We start from the raw sequence: 14,985 nt of genomic DNA, 5'->3' as shown, positions 1-14,985 counted from the left end.
TGCGTTTCCCCAAGCAATGCGGTTCGATCTTCGCCCATTGGGCATCGGTTAGAATATTGCGGTCCATGAACAGTATGAATCACAATTCGATTCATCTGTGAATCCCCACAAACCCTAGACAACACGTATGGCGGTCTGGATTTTTTGGCGTTACCATGGTTGATACAGGCCGGTTGTTTTCTCAAAGCCTGTTGTTGAGCGAGTCCGCGATGAGCACCTTTCTTCTGATTGCCGCCTTGCTGGCGATGTTTGCGGTCCTTGTCGTACTGGGCATAGGCGTGTTCAGCCTCTATCGCGGCGGCCGGTTTGGCGAGCGCTGGTCGAACAAGCTGATGCAGTGGCGCGTCATGCTTCAGGCCGTGGCCATCGGCCTTCTGTGCCTGCTGGCCTGGTGGAAATCGGGACACTGAACCGCTTATGGTCAAGCTCAACAGGATTTACACGCGCACCGGCGATGACGGGACGACCGGGCTGGGCGACGGGGCACGGCGGCTGAAAACCGATGCGCGCGTCGTGGCCATGGGCAGCGTCGATGAGGCCAATGCGGCGCTGGGCGTGGCGCGCCTGTTTGCGGACGGTGCGGTCGATGCCCTTCTGGCGCAGGTGCAGAACGATCTGTTCGATCTGGGGGCCGATCTGGCTGTGCCCGATGACGGTCAGCCCAAAAGCTGGACGCCGCTGCGGCTCGATGCACAGCGCGTGGAGGGGCTGGAACAGGCGATAGATCATTATAATGCCGAGATGGAGCCCCTCAGTTCCTTCATCCTGCCCGCCGGGTCGCCGCTGAGCGCGCATCTGCATCTGGCCCGCACGATTGCGCGGCGGGCTGAGCGCGATTGCGTGGCCCTGACGCAGGTGGCGGATGAGGTGGTGAGCGCGCCGGTGACGACCTATCTCAACCGGCTGTCGGACTTGCTGTTCGTGCTGGCGCGCCACGCCAATGATCAGGGCCGCGCCGATGTGCTGTGGGTACCGGGCAAGGTTTAGGGCTTTGACCACGAAAAACACGAAAAGCACAAAACCCTTTGCGGGGATAGTCCGCATATAGCGCGGTAACGCTTAGAGCGGAATGATTTCAAATGGAATCATTCCGCTCAAGCCGCCATTGAGGCGGCGGCCAAGGTGGCAAAGACACCGCCCGGCGAGGGGCGAAACAAAATCTAGATCATTATGTTTCTACCAGAAATCATAATGATCTAGTGTGTGGTAATCGCCGTCAAGGCCCTTCGGGCATAGGCCGTCATACACACACCGTTCGTGATTTTCGTGTTTTTCGTGGCTAAGTCTTACTTTGACGCACTGGCCGACGAAGCCGCCGGCTGATCCACCGGTTTGGGCGAACCATTAGACGCGCCTTTGGCGTCTTCGGTCGGCCACAGGATCTTTTGCGGCTCGCCCGGCTTACGTTTGGTCAGAATCGGCAGATAGACCGGCGTTTTGCACGCGCGGTATTTGTCCGACCACCAGCCGCCATTGGCCTCACACTTGCGGCGCGGCATTTCGTACAGCGCGCCGTAAACCAGAATGCCGATGCTGGCCACTATGAAGACCCCCAGCGCGATTAACTTGACGCGAAGGATAAGATTTTTGTCGGTTTTCATACGGGTGGCTTCCGCTACGGCGCGATCAGTTGAGTGCCCGTTTCCATGCCTTCAAACCGCGCCTCAGGCAAGCGAAATGGTTGCCGTTGAGATCGGAAAGCCAATAAAATGCGCGGGTTTCCGCCACGACACCGATTGACTTTGAGGGGCAGCGGCGTCACTAAACACACATCAAATGCAAAGCTTGCTGCGAGGAAAGCTCACCATGAAGGTACTGGTACCCGTCAAGCGGGTGTTGGACTACAATGTCAAGGTCCGCGTCAAGTCTGACCAGACCGGCGTCGATCTGGCCAATGTCAAGATGGCCATGAACCCCTTTGATGAAATCGCCGTCGAAGAAGCGGTGCGCCTGAAGGAAAAGGGCACGGTGACCGAGATCGTCGCCGTCTCCATCGGCGTGGCGCAGTGCGAGGCGATCCTGCGCACGGCCCTGGCCATGGGGGCCGATCGCGGCCTCTTGATCGAAACCGATCAGGACCTTGAGCCGCTGGCCGTCGCCAAGGTGCTGAAAGCCGTGGTGGCTCAGGAAAACCCGGACATCGTGCTGATGGGCAAGCAGGCCATCGACGGCGACAACAACGCCACGGGGCAGATGCTGTCGGCCCTGCTCGACTGGCCGCAGGCGACCTTCGCCTCGAAGGTGGAGATCGCGGGCTCAGAGGCGCTGGTCACCCGCGAAGTCGATGGCGGCCTGCAAACGCTGGGCGTGCAGCTTCCGGCGGTCATCACCACCGATCTGCGCCTCAATGAGCCGCGCTACGCCTCTCTGCCCAACATTATGAAGGCCAAGAAGAAGCCGCTCGATACGAAAGCACTGGCCGATTACGGCGTCGATGCGGCGGCGCGCCTGACGGTGGTCAAGGTCACCGAACCGGCCAAGCGCTCGGCGGGTATCAAGGTCGATAGCGCCGACGCCCTTATCGCTAACCTCAAGACGGCAGGAGTTCTCTGATGGCGGTTCTGGTTATAGCCGATCACGACGGCGCGCACCTGCGCGACACCACGCTGAAGGTCATCACGGCGGCGCAAAAGCTGTCGGGGGATATCGACGTGCTGGTCTATGGCGAGGCGTCTGCCGTGGCCGCTCAGGCCGCCGGTGCGGCGGGCGTGCGCAAGGTGCTGACCGCCGAAAGCGCCGAGCTGAAGGCCGACATCGCTGAGGCTGTTTCGGCCCTGATCGTGTCGCTGGCCGGTGGCTATGACGCCATCGCCATTCCGGCCACCGCGTCGGGCAAGAATGTTGCGCCGCGCATCGCCGCTGCGCTCGACGTTTCGATCATTTCGGATGTCATCGACGTGGTGGCGGGCGACACCTTCGTCCACCCCATCTATGCGGGCAATGCGCTGGAAACCGTCAAAACGGCGGACGCCAAAAAGGTGCTGACCGTGCGTCCGACGGCCTTTGCGCCGGTGGCAGCGACGGGCGGTTCGGCGGCGGTCGAAGCCGTGGCGGTTCCCGCGGTGACGCTGAAGACGCGCTTTGTGTCGGACGAAAAGGTCGTCTCGGACCGTCCGGAACTGGGGGCGGCCAAGGTGGTGGTGTCCGGTGGCCGGGCGCTGGGTTCGGCCGATGAGTTCAAGGCGGTGCTCGAGCCTCTGGCTGACAAGCTGGGCGCGGCAGTCGGCGCGTCACGCGCGGCGGTCGATGCGGGCTATGCCCCCAACGATTATCAGGTGGGGCAAACCGGTAAGGTCGTGGCGCCTGAGCTGTACATCGCTGTCGGTATTTCGGGGGCCATTCAGCACCTTGCCGGCATGAAGGACTCCAAGGTCATCGTCGCCATCAACAAGGACCCGGAAGCCCCGATTTTCCAGGTCGCCGATTTCGGTCTGGTCGAAGATTACAAGACCGCCGTTCCGGCTCTGCTCAAGGCGCTGGGCTAGAGGTGACCATTTAAGATTTAATGCGGCTATTTTCTCCTCCCCACTCCGTGGGGAGGTGGCAGCGAGCGAAGCGAAGCTGACGGAGGGGTATTACCGTCCGTAAGATACCCCTCCGCCTCGTAAACTCGGCACCTCCCCATAAAATGGGGAGGAGGAAGATCGTAAACGTTAAATCATCATCACAGCTGTGCCCTTACCGTATCCCCGGCGTCTCAGCGCCGGGGATTTTTTATTGTAACCCTTGATTACCCGGTGGGGCGGTTTAAGCTCCTGCCATAATAACAAGTACCGCGGGTTCAAAATGACAGAGATCAAAGTCGTCGGCGTTATCGGGGCAGGGCAGATGGGGTCGGGCATCGCGCAGGTGTGCGCGCAGGCTGGCTACGAAGTCTTCCTTTACGATCAGCAGGCCGCCGCCATCGCCAAGGCGATCGAAAAGATCAACAAAGGCATCGCCCGGTCGGTCGAAAAGGGCGTCATCACGGCTGAGACGGCGGCCAATGCGGTAAAGCTGGTCAAGCCGGCGGCCATGGCCTCGGAGCTGGCCGACTGCGATCTGGTCATCGAGGCGGCGACCGAAAACGAAGACATCAAGAAAGCTATCTTCAAGTCGGTGTCCGAACACCTGAAACCCGAAGCCATTCTGGCTTCGAACACCTCGTCCATCTCGATCACGCGACTGGCCACCGCCTCGGACCGTCCGACGCGCTTCATCGGCCTGCACTTCATGAACCCGGTGCCGATCATGAAGCTGGTCGAGATCATCCGGGGCATTGCCACCGAAACCGACACCTATGAGGCGGCGGTGCGCTTTGCCGAAAGCCTCGACAAGATCACGGCCAATGCGCAGGACTATCCGGCCTTTATCGTCAACCGCATCCTGATCCCGATGATCAACGAAGCCATCTACACCCTGTACGAAGGGGTGGGGACGGTTGAGGCCATCGACACCGCCATGAAGCTGGGGGCCAATCACCCTATGGGGCCGCTGGAACTGGGCGATTTCATCGGTCTCGATACGGTGCTGGCCATCATGAATGTGCTCTATGACGGCCTGTCGGATTCCAAATACCGCCCCTGTCCGCTGCTGGTAAAGTATGTTGAGGCCGGCTGGTACGGTCGCAAGACCGGGCGCGGCTTCTATGACTATCGCGGCGAAAAGCCCGTTCCGACAAGGTAAGTTCCGCTTGCTCACGGCCCGCCGCCCGCTGTTTCTGTGGTTTAGTCTGGCGCTGCTGGCGGCGTCGATCCTGCACGCCTGCGTGTGGTTTGCAGCGCGCGTCTTTGCAGCGCAGGGCCTGCTGGCCGCCCCGGAAGGTGCGCGTCAGATGGGCCTGTCCCTGTTCTGGATGGTGTGTGCGACGTCCTTGTGGCTCATTCAGGGGCCGAAAAACCGCCTGCACGCTGTCGGCCATGTGATCGGCTGTGCCTTCCTCGTCTGTTCGCTGGGGTCGGTCATGGCCTTCAGCAATCTGACCCTCAGCCAGAATTTTGAGCTGAGTTTCAGCAATCTGCTGGTCTTTGCGCTGGTCGCCGTGCCGATGGTCGCCATTCAGGTCCTGCTGGCCGTGCCGTCCGCCGTCGTGTTCCAACTGATCCTGCTCAAGCGCCCGCCGCAGGTCATCGCCGAGGTCCCCGCCACATGAGTGCCGAGCGCTATCCCGCCCTTGACTATATCCGCGGGTTCGCGCTGCTGGGCATATTGATCGTCAATGCTCCGGCCTTTGGCTGGCCACTTGAAGTCTATATGAACCCGGCGCGCGCGACCCTCCCGTTGAGCGACGCTGACCGTCAGGCGTGGTGGGTCATCCATACCTTTTTTGAGTCGAAATGCCTGACCCTGTTTGCCATGCTGTTTGGCATCAGCCTGTTTCTGGTCGGGCAAAAAGACGATCCGGCGACGCCGGTGACGCAGACCGTGCGCTTTCGCCGACTGGCGTGGCTAGCCCTGATCGGGGTGGGTCATGGCGCGGCCATCTGGGTCGGCGATATCCTGCTGATGTATGCCCTGTGCGGCCTGTTCTATATCCTGACCATCCGCACGCCGCATCTGTTGCGCTGGGGGATTTTTGCCTGGCTGATCGGTGGGCTGATGGTGGTGGGGGCAGGGTTTATCCTGAGCTTTGTACCGCGTGAGCAACTGGGCGAGGCCCTGAGCGGCAGTGACGGCCTAAGCTTTGCCGACACGATCCGCCTGATGCAGGGGACATTTGCCCAATCCCTGCACGCCAATTTCGTCATGTGGGCAATGAGCATATTCTCGCAGATCGCCGTCTTTGCGCCCAAGGTCATCGGCCTGATGATGATTGGACTGGGCCTGTTCAAGGTCGGCTATTTCGATGCCCGCCGCACCTTGTGGCATGTGGCGGCGATCGTTTTGGGGGCGGGGGCGCTGACGGTCATCGGTTGGCAGAACCTGATCATACTGCGCGAAAACTTTCCGGAGCCGGAAATCTATGGCTCACACCGCGCGGCGGCGGAGTTCCTCAGTCTTTTCGTCAGTCTCGGCTATGCCAGCGCCCTGATGCTGCTTAGCCGCCTGCCGGTGGCGAAGGGGGTGACTGCCCTGCTAAGCCCGGTGGGACGCATGGCCTTTACCAACTATCTCAGCCAGTCGCTGATTATGACGGCGGTATTTTACGGCGGGCGCGGGCTGGGCCTCTACGGGCAATTATCGCTGTCGCAGATGGTGCCGATTGTGGCCGCTATCTGGGTGTTTCAGATTGCCGTCAGCGCCCTGTGGCTGCGCCTGTTCCGCTATGGCCCGTTTGAATGGGTGTGGCGCTGCCTGAGCCAAGGGCGCTGGGTGGCCATACGCTAAAATCTCATACCTCCCCAGTAAACTGGGGAGGTATGGTTATTGAGCGGCCACCGCATCCACCAATGCCTTGACCTCCGGCGCGTCCCATTTGGCTTCGCCACCAAGGCGCGCCACTTCCTGACCGTTTTTATCGAGGATGATCGTCGTCGGCATACCGACAATGCCCCACTTGCTCATCGGCTGAATGTCAGAGTCCATATAGACGGGCAGGCCGCCGCTGAGCTTGAGTTCCTTTTCGACCGCCGGCTTGTCCTCGGCCTTGTCGATGCTGAGCGGCAGGACCAGCACCTTTTGCGGGTCATAGCCTTTTTGCAGATTGGCCAGGGTCGGCATTTCGACCTTGCACGGCGCACACCAGGTGGCCCAAACGTTCAGCACCACCACACGGCCCTTGAAATCCGACAGTTTGACCGCCTTGCCCTCACCATCGAGGAAGCCGATATCTTCGATGGGGCGCGGGGCGGCGTGGGTTTCCAGCTTGGCCAGCGCGCCGGTGGCGTAGGCCTTGAACGGCCCTTCGGCGACCGGGCCGCTTTCGGCGGGCACAGTCCCGTCAGTCTCGGCTTGACGGAACAGCACCACAGCCGCTACGGAGACGGCGATTATCAGGACCAGCAGGCCCGCGACGATCAGGTTGAATTTCAGCTTGCGCGGCGGTCTGGTCCGCTCTGTCTGCGGGGCCTGCGCTTCGGCGTTCGCCGTGTCCGTGTTTTCGTCCAGAGGCTCATTCATGACCGATCCTTCGCAATCCCCCAATTCCGCCGGGCAGAAAATGTGGGGTGGACGATTCTCTGCCCAACCTGACGCCATTATGCAAGCCATCAACGTCTCGATCGAGGTTGACAAACGTTTGTGGGCGCAGGACATCGCCGGATCGCGCGCCCACGCCGCCATGCTGGCCAAACAGGGCATCATCAGCGCCGAGGCGGCTGAGGAGATCGACGCCGGCCTGCAAACCATCATCGGCGAAATCGAAGCCGGGAGCTTCCCCTTCCGCGCCGAATACGAAGACATCCATATGAATGTCGAAGCGCGTCTACGTGAGCTGATCGGGGCGACGGCCGGCCGTCTGCACACGGCGCGCTCACGCAATGATCAGGTGGCGACCGACTTCCGCCTGTGGGTGCGCGACCGCGTGGACTATACGATTGCGCAACTGCGTGACCTGCAAAAGGCGCTGGTGACGCGCGCCGAAGACTATGCCGACGCCCTGATGCCGGGCTTCACCCACCTGCAACCGGCGCAGCCCGTGACCTTTGGCCACCACCTGATGGCCTATGTCGAAATGTTCGGCCGTGATGCCACGCGCTTCGAAGACGCGCGCAAGCGGATGAATGAAAACCCGCTGGGCTCGACGGCTCTGGCCGGATCGCCGTTTCCTATCGACCGTCACATGACGGCGCAGGCGCTGGGCTTTGACCGCCCGACGGCCAACAGCCTGGACGGCGTGTCCGACCGCGATTTCGCGCTGGAGTCCTTAAGCCACGCCGCCATCTGCGCCGGGCACCTCTCGCGTCTGGCCGAAGAAATCGTCATCTGGACGACGCCGCAATTCGGTTTCATCCGCCTGTCGGACGCTTTCTCGACCGGCTCCTCCATCATGCCGCAAAAGCGCAACCCCGATGCGGCTGAGCTGGTGCGCGCCAAGACGGGCCGTATCAACGGCGCGCTGATCGCGCTGACCACGGTAATGAAGGGCCTGCCTCTGGCCTATTCCAAGGATATGCAGGAAGACAAGCCGCCGGTGTTTGAGGCCTTTGAATCGCTCGATCTGGCGCTGGCGGCCATGACCGGCATGGTGCGCGACCTGAGTGCCAATCTGGAGCGCATGAAGGCCGCGGCCTCATCGGGCTTTTCGACGGCGACGGATCTGGCCGACTGGCTGGTGCGCAACCTGAACATGCCGTTCCGTGACGCGCACCACGTTACCGGCGCGGCGGTCAAGCTGGCCGAAGGGCAGGGTGTGGACCTTTCGCAACTGTCGCTCGCTGATCTGCAAAAACTGGAGGCGGGGATTACCGAAGACGTATATAGTGTCCTCACGCCCGAGGCCTCGGCGGCTTCGCGCCTGTCCTATGGGGGCACCTCGCCTGTGCGGGTGCGTGAACAGATCCAGCGTTGGAAGGAAATTTTGGCATGACCGCTACCGTATCGCGTTCGTTTGTGAAGGCCGCCCTTGTGCTGGCCGCGATCTCCGGTCTGGGTCTGACCGCCTGTGCCAAGAAGGGCGATCTGGAACGCGCGCCGCCGCTGTGGGGTAAACGCGCTCAGGAAGAGGTCGCCGCCAAGAAGAAGGCTGAGGCCGAGGGTAAAGCGACCGAGCGCGCTCTGCCGCGCAAGGAGTTCAAGAACGAGATGGCCGACCCCTATCAGCAGAACAGCAAGGTCGCCGACGCGCCGCTCGAAGGTACGGGCAACGCCCAGCGCCAGTAAAACCATTTTATACCTCCCCAGTTTACTGGGGAGGGGGACCGCACGAAGCGTAGCTGAGATGCGGTGGTGGGGGCCTTATTTCGTCTCCATAGGATTTCATTACACTCATGAACCATTTTGACATCCGTGACGGCGAGATGCACGCCGAGGGCGTATCCATCCGCGAACTGGCTGAGCGCGTCGGCACGCCGCTCTATGTCTATTCCTCCGCCACGTTTGAGCGGCATTTTCAGGTCTTCTCTCAGGCCCTGTGGGCTCAGGAGGCCCTGCAAAGCCCCAAAAACGAAGCGCCGCTGATCGCCTATGCGACCAAGGCCAATTCCAATCTGGCGGTCTTGCAAACTCTGGCTGAACAGGGGGCCGGGGCCGACACGGTATCCGAGGGCGAAATCCGCAAGGCCCTGACGGCGGGCATTCCGCCGGAGCGCATCGTCTTTTCGGGCGTGGGTAAGACCGATGCCGAAATGGCCTTCGCGCTGAAAACCGGCATCTATCAGCTCAATGTCGAATCGAAGCCCGAACTGGAACGCCTCAGCCACGTCGCGGCGTCTCTGGGTGTGGTGGCGCCGATCGTTATCCGCATCAATCCGGGCGTCGGCGCGGGCGGTCATGCCAAGATCACCACCGGCGGCGCCAAGGATAAGTTCGGCGTCTCGGCGCGTGAAGCCATCGCCCTCTATGGTCAGGCCGCCGCCGACCCCCATATCGCCCCGATGGGGATTGCCTGCCATATCGGCAGCCAGATCACAGACCTCGCCCCCATGCAGGCGGCCTTCTCAAAGATGAAGGGCTGGGTGCAGGAACTGCGCGCCGGTGGCCTGAGCGTTGAGCGCCTCGATCTGGGTGGCGGGCTGGGTGTGCCCTATTTCAACATGCCCGAACCGCCGTCTCCGGAAGACTTTGCCCAGATGGTGGCCCTGACCGTCGGCAATCTGGGGGTCCGCTATACGTTTGAGCCGGGTCGCCTGATCGCCGCCAATGCCGGGATTCTGGTGTCGCGCGTCATCCATATCCATGAGCGCGAAGACTCCGGTCAGAAGTTCCTGGTCGTCGATGCGGCGATGAACGACCTGATCCGCCCCGCCATGTACGACGCCTATCACGACATCCGCCCGGTGACGGCGGGTCAGACCAACGAAACGGCGACCTATGATGTGGTGGGCCCCGTCTGCGAAACCGGCGACACCTTTACGCGCGGCCGCGACATGCCGGCGCTGAAAGCCGGTGATCTGGTCGCCTTCATGTCGGCCGGGGCCTATGGGGCGGTGATGGGCAGCGAATATAATTCGCGGCCGCTCGCCCCTGAGGTGTTGGTGCGTGACACCCACTGGGCGGTGGTGCGTCCTCGCCCCTCCTATGAGGAGATGATGAACCGTGAGGTCTTGCCGGAATGGTTAAGACCGCATAGGGTACGCGGGGATTAGAGCATTCGTAGGCTCAGTTGAGCCGACGAATGGCTCTAAATTTTTATGTGGTCGCGCAATTTTTCCGAAAAGTGGTGTCCACTTTATCGGATTGCGCTCTAAATCCGCACGTCTTTGGGGGACGGCATGAAGCTGCAACGGACAAAACCCTTATCCAAGCTGAACCGGGCGCTGTTCTGGACGCACGTGGTGATGATCTGGGAGCAGATCCTGCCTGCCCTGACGCCGTTTCTGCTGCTGGCCGGGGCCATTGCCGTGGCCGCGCAATGGGGAGCGTTTGCGGCCTTAAGCCCGCTGGGGCATCTGGGCGTTCTGGCGGCGGGTGTTGTAGTGGCCGCTATTGCGGCTGTGCTAAACCTGCGCGGCTTCAGACAGCCGAGCTTTACCGAGATCAATACGCGACTGGCACTCGATAATGGCGTCACGCCCGACGTGCTGATCGGTCTGCGCCACAAGGCGAAGCAGCCGTCCTTGAAGATCGGTAAGGCCAAGGCCGGTATGGCCAAGGGCGACCCGCTGGCCCTGCGCTATCTGATGCTTATTCTGTTTGGCTTCGGCTATCTGATGCAAGGGCCGGTGCCGCTGAGCCAGATCGCCTCGGCCTATATGCCCCTGCATAAGGACGCGCCGGTCGTGCTGGCGCAACTGGATGCCTCCCGCTGAGGCGTTGGGCGGGTCTTCTGGTAATTGGCGCGCTGGCGGCGTGTAAACCCGCGCCGTCTTCATCGCCGCAACCCCCCAAACCGGAAACCGTGGCCCTCAGCGGTGAGGCCGAGGCCATAGACGGCGATTCCTTACGCGTGGACGGCGTCGAGGTGCGCCTCGAAGGCGTTGATGCCTTTGAATATGATCAGCACTGCGGGGCCTTTGCCTGCGGGGAGGCCGCCAGTCGGCAACTGAAACGTCTGGTGGCCGGGGCCGAGGTGGTCTGTGACCCGCAGGGCGAAGACAAGTATGGGCGCCTACTGGCCTATTGCGCCGTCGAAGGCCGCGATCTGGGCGAGGCGCAGGTGCGGGCCGGGTTGGCCCTGGCCTATCGCCGCTATTCTGACCGCTATGTCGCTGCCGAAGAGGCGGCTAAACGCGCCCGCACCGGAGCCTGGGCCTATGAGGTCAGGGCCCCGGAGGATTTCCGGCATAATAAGTAGGCGCGCGAGGCGGGCTTACTTCAACTCCGGAAACCCGTGCTCACGCAGGAAGGCCTTGGTCGTTTCGACGTCCGGCCCGGCGATCAGCCCCAGTTGCAGGGCCCCCAGCCACAGCACCAGCGCCGTCAGCACCGCCGTGGCGATCTGCCACGGGCGCGCCGGATGGAAGCGCGCGGCCTTGCGGATCGAGGCCGGATTGACGCCGTAAGAGCCGGTTTCCAGCGCAAAGGCCATTTCGAACCCGTCCTGAAAGCGCTCATCCGGGTTGGGGGCCAGAGACTGAAGGATGATGCTTTCCAGCCAGCCGGGCGCGTCATGACGTTTGTGCGTCAGAAGGTCCGGACGTTTTAGCGTCGGCTTGGTGAAGGGCTCGCTTTCGCCATAGGGGAAGGTGCCGCCGGTGAACAGGCGATGCAGGGTGACGCCCAGCGCGAAGATGTCCGAACGCTCATCCCCCCACTGACCATCGAACAGTTCCGGGGCCATGTAGTTGTTGGTGCCGGGCGGCAGCACGCCCGTCTTTTCGTCGAGCGCGGGCAGGCGCGCAAAGCCGAGATCGACCAGTTTCAGCCCGCCATCTTTGAGCAGGATCACATTGTCCGGTTTGACGTCGCGGTGGATGACCCCCGCCCGGTGCAGCGAGCCCAGCGCCTTGGCCAGCTTGGTGGCGATGTCGATGCCTTCGCTCAGCCCAATGGCCGGCTTGCGCGACAGGCGTTTTTCCAGCGTTTCCCCCTCATAGAAGGGCTGCGCCACATAGAGGCAGGTCTGGCGTTTGGGCGGCAGTTGCAGGACCGAGCCGATCCACATGTGCTGCACGCGGCTGGCCACCCAGGTTTCGCGCACAAAGGCCTGCCGGGCCAGGGTTTCGGCCCCCAGATTGTGCGGCTTGGGGAATTTGAGCACGACGGTCGAAAGCGGACCAGTGGCCGACAGGTCACGCGCCTTGAACACGCGGCTGTACATGCCGTCGGCCAGCAGGGTTTCCAGCTTGAAATCGTCGATGGTTTCGCCCACCTCTGGCGGCTCGCGCATGGGCAGGCGCGACATGGCGGCATCAAGGTCTTTGACGGTGGCAGGCGGCAACTCGAAAATGTCGATGATCAGCACGGTGGCGTTGTCATCGCCGCCATTGCTGATGGCCATATCAACCAGCTTCTGCGCCGTATCATCGGCCGACAGCCGCTCGGACAGGATGGCGTTGATCTGGGCTTCCGGCACCTTGCCGTGCATGCCGTCCGAACACAGCAACAGCCGGTCGTGCGGGAAGATGTCGTGGATGCGGTAGTCGATGCGCACCACCTCTTCGAAGCCGATGGCGCGGGTGAGGTAGGGCGAATCTTCGCCGCCTTCGGGCTTATGATCCTGCGTCATCTGACCCAGATAGCCCTCGCGCCAGCGGTAAAGCCGCGTGTCGCCGACGTGGAAAGAATGCAGGCGATTGCCCTTGATCACCACGCCGGTAAAGGCGCAGCTCATGCCGCGGACGTTTTCGTCCTTCTGCCCCTGACGGTGGAGCCAGTAGTTGATGCTTTCCAGCGCCCGCCCGGCGGTCTTTTGCGGCGACAGGGCCTCGGTCTGGCTGAGATAGTCGTCGATGAAGGAACGCACGCTCAGCTCAGCGGCGACGCGCCCGCCCTTGCGCCCCCCAACGCCATCGGCCAGCGCCGCCACCAGCCCGTGATGCGACCCGTCATCGGCCAGACACGAGGCCGCAAAGTCCTGATTGTCGTCGCGCCGGCCGATATGGCTGGCGAACCCGACGGCGGCCTTGAGACGGGTGGCGGTAGGCAGGCTGGCCATGCGGTGTCCTGTGTTTTGGACGCTCTTTGTGCCCGCTCACGTGTGGGCAGGTATGCAAGACGTCCAGTCTTCTGTCACAGAACGATAAAACGAAAACCGGGATTATGGCAAAAAATTAAAGCCGGATACCGATTCTAAATCCGCCCCAGTGTCTTCCGTGCACGACTATGGGCGCAGAAACGTCCTTCATCATGACAAATTCGCCATTGCCCATATCGCGCCGATAGGCCTGCACCAGAGGGGGGCCGCTGTTTTGCCCGGCGCGCAGGCCGACGCGATCATTGAACAGGCGGCGATTGCGGCAATGGGCGGTGTTCCATTCCGGATCATTGGGCCGCTGAAGCTGTGAGAATTTGCGATTGTGCGTCGGCAGGAAGCCATTGCGATCAACCGCGGCGCAGAAGGCAATCTGAGGGTCGCTGCTGAGGATGGCTTCCTGAAGATCAGGCAGCAGACGATCGGTCAGGGCCACGAAGCGCGTCATGACCTGGGCCGGATTTGTGCCGGGGATGGGGCGGTAATCGGCGTCAAACAGATCGGCCTGAGCGATCTCGCCCTTCGCCAGCGCGGTTTCAAACATCTGACGGATGCGCTCAGCCGCTTCCGTGGCCTTGCGCACGGTGGCGCTGTCGGCGTTTTCCACACCCGCCGATGAGGTCAGTTGCATGATGGCTTCGGCGTCCATCGCCACCTTTTCAAGCCGCTGGCCACCCCCGGTCAGGAGGGTGTCCAGTTGGGCGACATCGGAGGCCAATTGCCCCAGCCCTTCGCGCAGTTCGCCGGACCGGCCCTCGATGCGGCCCGCGCCTTCGGTGACGGCGCGCAAGGTGTCACGCGCCTGATCAAAGGCTTCGCCGATACCGGCCAGAGAAGAGTCCCGAGACGCGTCCTGAGACGACGGGGTGCCTGACGCTTTGCCGTTGCCCTGCCCGGACACGGCGCGCGCCATGTCGAGATTGTCTTCGCTGATCTGCGTCAGGGTTTCGATTTCCTGCGTCAGGGCCGACAGGGTTTGCTGGATATGGCGGGAGGCTTCGCGCGTCTGCGCCGACAGGGCCTTGACCTCGGCGGCAACCACCGCAAAGCCGCGTCCGGCCTCACCGGCACGGGCGGCCTCAATGGTGGCGTTCAGCGCCAGAAGGTTGGTGTTCGACGCGATGGTTTCGATGGACCGCGCCACCTGCGCCACCGAGGCGAGGCTGCTGGACAAGGCGGTGATGCGCGAGGCCTGTCCCTCAGCGCTCGTGACCCAGTGTTCCATAGCGCCAATGGCTTGTGAGACGCGGCTTTCGGTGTTGCGCGCCGACTGATCCAGCCGGCCTTCGGCCTCACGGGCCAGATCGACCAGCCGGGCGTTTTGCGCGGATACCTCAGCGGCCGCGTCGGCCAGTGTTTTCAGGGCGCGGGTCTGATCGGCGTGGCGGCGCACCACCGTCTCGATATTGCCCGACACCGAAAGAAGTTCGAGCCCTACGGAACCGGCAATATCCGAGATGCGGTGGATGACCTGATGCGCGGATGTTGTGTCCGTCGTCTCAGCGGACACCGGCGTCAGGCCAGACAAGGCGGCTTGCGTCATGGGCGGTTCCTCGGCGGTTATGGCGTTTTGAGCCGAGGGTCCGCTGAAATGGTTTATAGGTGTTGAACAAGGCGAAGCGGCTCAGGCGGCAGCCGTATAAAAGCCCTAGGTTGTGGTGACGATTTAAGATGTAATTTGGATGTTTCTCCTCCCCATATCATGGGGAGGTGGCAGCGAGCGAAGCGACGCTGACGGAGGGGTAAACTTAAGCTGTAAGATACCCCTCCGCCTCGTAAACTCGGCACCTCCCCATAAAATGGGGAGGAGAAAGATCGCAACCGTTAATGGGTCG

At 62.0% G+C, this 14,985-nt stretch carries 16 protein-coding genes; 12 read left to right on the top strand and 4 right to left on the bottom strand.

All coding sequences use genetic code 11. The features are described 5' to 3' along the window. Window positions 1-209: 209 nt before the first annotated feature. Window positions 210-410: a twin transmembrane helix small protein gene (locus Q0072_RS17775; protein ID WP_298332898.1), complete on the top strand. Its 201-nt coding sequence runs from the start codon at window positions 210-212 to the stop codon at window positions 408-410. Between the two features lie 7 nt (window positions 411-417). Next, complete coding sequence (locus tag Q0072_RS17770) at window positions 418-987, top strand: cob(I)yrinic acid a,c-diamide adenosyltransferase (protein WP_298332897.1); 570 nt, start codon at window positions 418-420, stop codon at window positions 985-987. A 299-nt stretch (window positions 988-1,286) separates the two neighbouring features. Here Q0072_RS17770 and Q0072_RS17765 read toward each other — a convergent pair whose 3' ends face one another. Next, on the bottom strand, window positions 1,287-1,601 hold the full coding sequence (locus Q0072_RS17765) for a hypothetical protein (RefSeq protein ID WP_298332896.1): 315 nt from the start codon (window positions 1,599-1,601) through the stop codon (window positions 1,287-1,289). Between the two features lie 205 nt (window positions 1,602-1,806). Between Q0072_RS17765 and Q0072_RS17760 the strand changes: the two genes are divergently transcribed. The 5 genes from Q0072_RS17760 (at window position 1,807) to Q0072_RS17740 (ending at window position 6,306) form a co-directional block, all read left to right on the top strand. Next, complete coding sequence (locus Q0072_RS17760; RefSeq protein WP_298332895.1) at window positions 1,807-2,553, top strand: electron transfer flavoprotein subunit beta/FixA family protein; 747 nt, start codon at window positions 1,807-1,809, stop codon at window positions 2,551-2,553. Beyond that, complete coding sequence (locus Q0072_RS17755) at window positions 2,553-3,485, top strand: electron transfer flavoprotein subunit alpha/FixB family protein (protein ID WP_298332894.1); 933 nt, start codon at window positions 2,553-2,555, stop codon at window positions 3,483-3,485. The genes Q0072_RS17760 and Q0072_RS17755 overlap by 1 nt, the downstream gene beginning before the upstream one ends. A gap of 301 nt (window positions 3,486-3,786) precedes the next feature. Then, on the top strand, window positions 3,787-4,665 hold the full coding sequence (locus Q0072_RS17750; RefSeq protein WP_298332893.1) for a 3-hydroxybutyryl-CoA dehydrogenase: 879 nt from the start codon (window positions 3,787-3,789) through the stop codon (window positions 4,663-4,665). 7 nt (window positions 4,666-4,672) lie between these two features. Next, on the top strand, window positions 4,673-5,131 hold the full coding sequence (locus tag Q0072_RS17745) for a hypothetical protein (RefSeq protein WP_298332892.1): 459 nt from the start codon (window positions 4,673-4,675) through the stop codon (window positions 5,129-5,131). Continuing rightward, window positions 5,128-6,306, top strand: a complete 1,179-nt coding sequence (locus Q0072_RS17740) for a DUF418 domain-containing protein (protein ID WP_298332891.1) — start codon at window positions 5,128-5,130, stop codon at window positions 6,304-6,306. The genes Q0072_RS17745 and Q0072_RS17740 overlap by 4 nt, the downstream gene beginning before the upstream one ends. A 36-nt stretch (window positions 6,307-6,342) precedes the next feature. Here the strand turns inward: Q0072_RS17740 and Q0072_RS17735 are convergent, their stop codons facing one another. Then, complete coding sequence (locus tag Q0072_RS17735) at window positions 6,343-7,038, bottom strand: TlpA disulfide reductase family protein (RefSeq protein ID WP_298332890.1); 696 nt, start codon at window positions 7,036-7,038, stop codon at window positions 6,343-6,345. Here Q0072_RS17735 and argH point away from each other — a divergent pair. From argH to Q0072_RS17710, 5 genes are all read left to right on the top strand, one after another. Further along, a complete protein-coding gene (gene argH, locus Q0072_RS17730; RefSeq protein ID WP_298332889.1) occupies window positions 7,037-8,446 on the top strand; it encodes an argininosuccinate lyase in 1,410 nt (469 codons plus the stop codon). The two genes, Q0072_RS17735 and argH, sit on opposite strands and share 2 nt — an antisense overlap. Further along, the gene (locus Q0072_RS17725; RefSeq protein WP_298332888.1) at window positions 8,443-8,739 is read left to right on the top strand and encodes a hypothetical protein; all 297 of its coding nucleotides are present in this window, start codon (window positions 8,443-8,445) and stop codon (window positions 8,737-8,739) included. Before argH ends, Q0072_RS17725 begins: the two co-directional genes overlap by 4 nt. Window positions 8,740-8,846: 107 nt before the next feature. Then, on the top strand, window positions 8,847-10,163 hold the full coding sequence (gene lysA, locus Q0072_RS17720) for a diaminopimelate decarboxylase (RefSeq protein ID WP_298332887.1): 1,317 nt from the start codon (window positions 8,847-8,849) through the stop codon (window positions 10,161-10,163). A 126-nt stretch (window positions 10,164-10,289) separates the two neighbouring features. Next, window positions 10,290-10,826, top strand: a complete 537-nt coding sequence (locus Q0072_RS17715; protein WP_298332886.1) for a DUF4175 family protein — start codon at window positions 10,290-10,292, stop codon at window positions 10,824-10,826. An 89-nt stretch (window positions 10,827-10,915) separates the two neighbouring features. After that, window positions 10,916-11,311, top strand: coding sequence for a thermonuclease family protein (locus Q0072_RS17710; RefSeq protein WP_298332885.1), 396 nt, complete (start codon window positions 10,916-10,918; stop codon window positions 11,309-11,311). Window positions 11,312-11,326: 15 nt separating this feature from the next. Here the strand turns inward: Q0072_RS17710 and Q0072_RS17705 are convergent, their stop codons facing one another. Together Q0072_RS17705 and Q0072_RS17700 are read right to left on the bottom strand one after the other, a co-directional pair. After that, the gene (locus Q0072_RS17705; protein ID WP_298332884.1) at window positions 11,327-13,114 is read right to left on the bottom strand and encodes a bifunctional protein-serine/threonine kinase/phosphatase; all 1,788 of its coding nucleotides are present in this window, start codon (window positions 13,112-13,114) and stop codon (window positions 11,327-11,329) included. 115 nt (window positions 13,115-13,229) lie between these two features. Further along, window positions 13,230-14,693: a methyl-accepting chemotaxis protein gene (locus Q0072_RS17700; protein ID WP_298332883.1), complete on the bottom strand. Its 1,464-nt coding sequence runs from the start codon at window positions 14,691-14,693 to the stop codon at window positions 13,230-13,232. Window positions 14,694-14,985 lie beyond the last annotated feature (292 nt).

It is taken from the genome of Asticcacaulis sp. (assembly GCF_027484505.1).
Lineage (GTDB): Bacteria > Pseudomonadota > Alphaproteobacteria > Caulobacterales > Caulobacteraceae > Asticcacaulis.
The sequence above is the reverse complement of the archived record's forward strand: the minus strand, read 5'-3'. Positions and strand labels throughout refer to the sequence as shown.

Excerpts from the sequence above, each read along its gene's own strand:
- Q0072_RS17775 (WP_298332898.1), top strand. The coding sequence starts at position 210 with ATGAGCACCTTTCTTCTGATTGCCGCCTTGCTGGCGATGTTTGCGGTC.
- Q0072_RS17770 (WP_298332897.1), top strand. The coding sequence starts at position 418 with ATGGTCAAGCTCAACAGGATTTACACGCGCACCGGCGATGACGGGACG.
- Q0072_RS17765 (WP_298332896.1), bottom strand. The coding sequence starts at position 1,601 with ATGAAAACCGACAAAAATCTTATCCTTCGCGTCAAGTTAATCGCGCTG.
- Q0072_RS17760 (WP_298332895.1), top strand. The coding sequence starts at position 1,807 with ATGAAGGTACTGGTACCCGTCAAGCGGGTGTTGGACTACAATGTCAAG.
- Q0072_RS17755 (WP_298332894.1), top strand. The coding sequence starts at position 2,553 with ATGGCGGTTCTGGTTATAGCCGATCACGACGGCGCGCACCTGCGCGAC.
- Q0072_RS17750 (WP_298332893.1), top strand. The coding sequence starts at position 3,787 with ATGACAGAGATCAAAGTCGTCGGCGTTATCGGGGCAGGGCAGATGGGG.
- Q0072_RS17740 (WP_298332891.1), top strand. The coding sequence starts at position 5,128 with ATGAGTGCCGAGCGCTATCCCGCCCTTGACTATATCCGCGGGTTCGCG.
- argH (WP_298332889.1), top strand. The coding sequence starts at position 7,037 with ATGACCGATCCTTCGCAATCCCCCAATTCCGCCGGGCAGAAAATGTGG.
- Q0072_RS17735 (WP_298332890.1), bottom strand. The coding sequence starts at position 7,038 with ATGAATGAGCCTCTGGACGAAAACACGGACACGGCGAACGCCGAAGCG.
- Q0072_RS17725 (WP_298332888.1), top strand. The coding sequence starts at position 8,443 with ATGACCGCTACCGTATCGCGTTCGTTTGTGAAGGCCGCCCTTGTGCTG.
- lysA (WP_298332887.1), top strand. The coding sequence starts at position 8,847 with ATGAACCATTTTGACATCCGTGACGGCGAGATGCACGCCGAGGGCGTA.
- Q0072_RS17715 (WP_298332886.1), top strand. The coding sequence starts at position 10,290 with ATGAAGCTGCAACGGACAAAACCCTTATCCAAGCTGAACCGGGCGCTG.
- Q0072_RS17705 (WP_298332884.1), bottom strand. The coding sequence starts at position 13,114 with ATGGCCAGCCTGCCTACCGCCACCCGTCTCAAGGCCGCCGTCGGGTTC.
- Q0072_RS17700 (WP_298332883.1), bottom strand. The coding sequence starts at position 14,693 with ATGACGCAAGCCGCCTTGTCTGGCCTGACGCCGGTGTCCGCTGAGACG.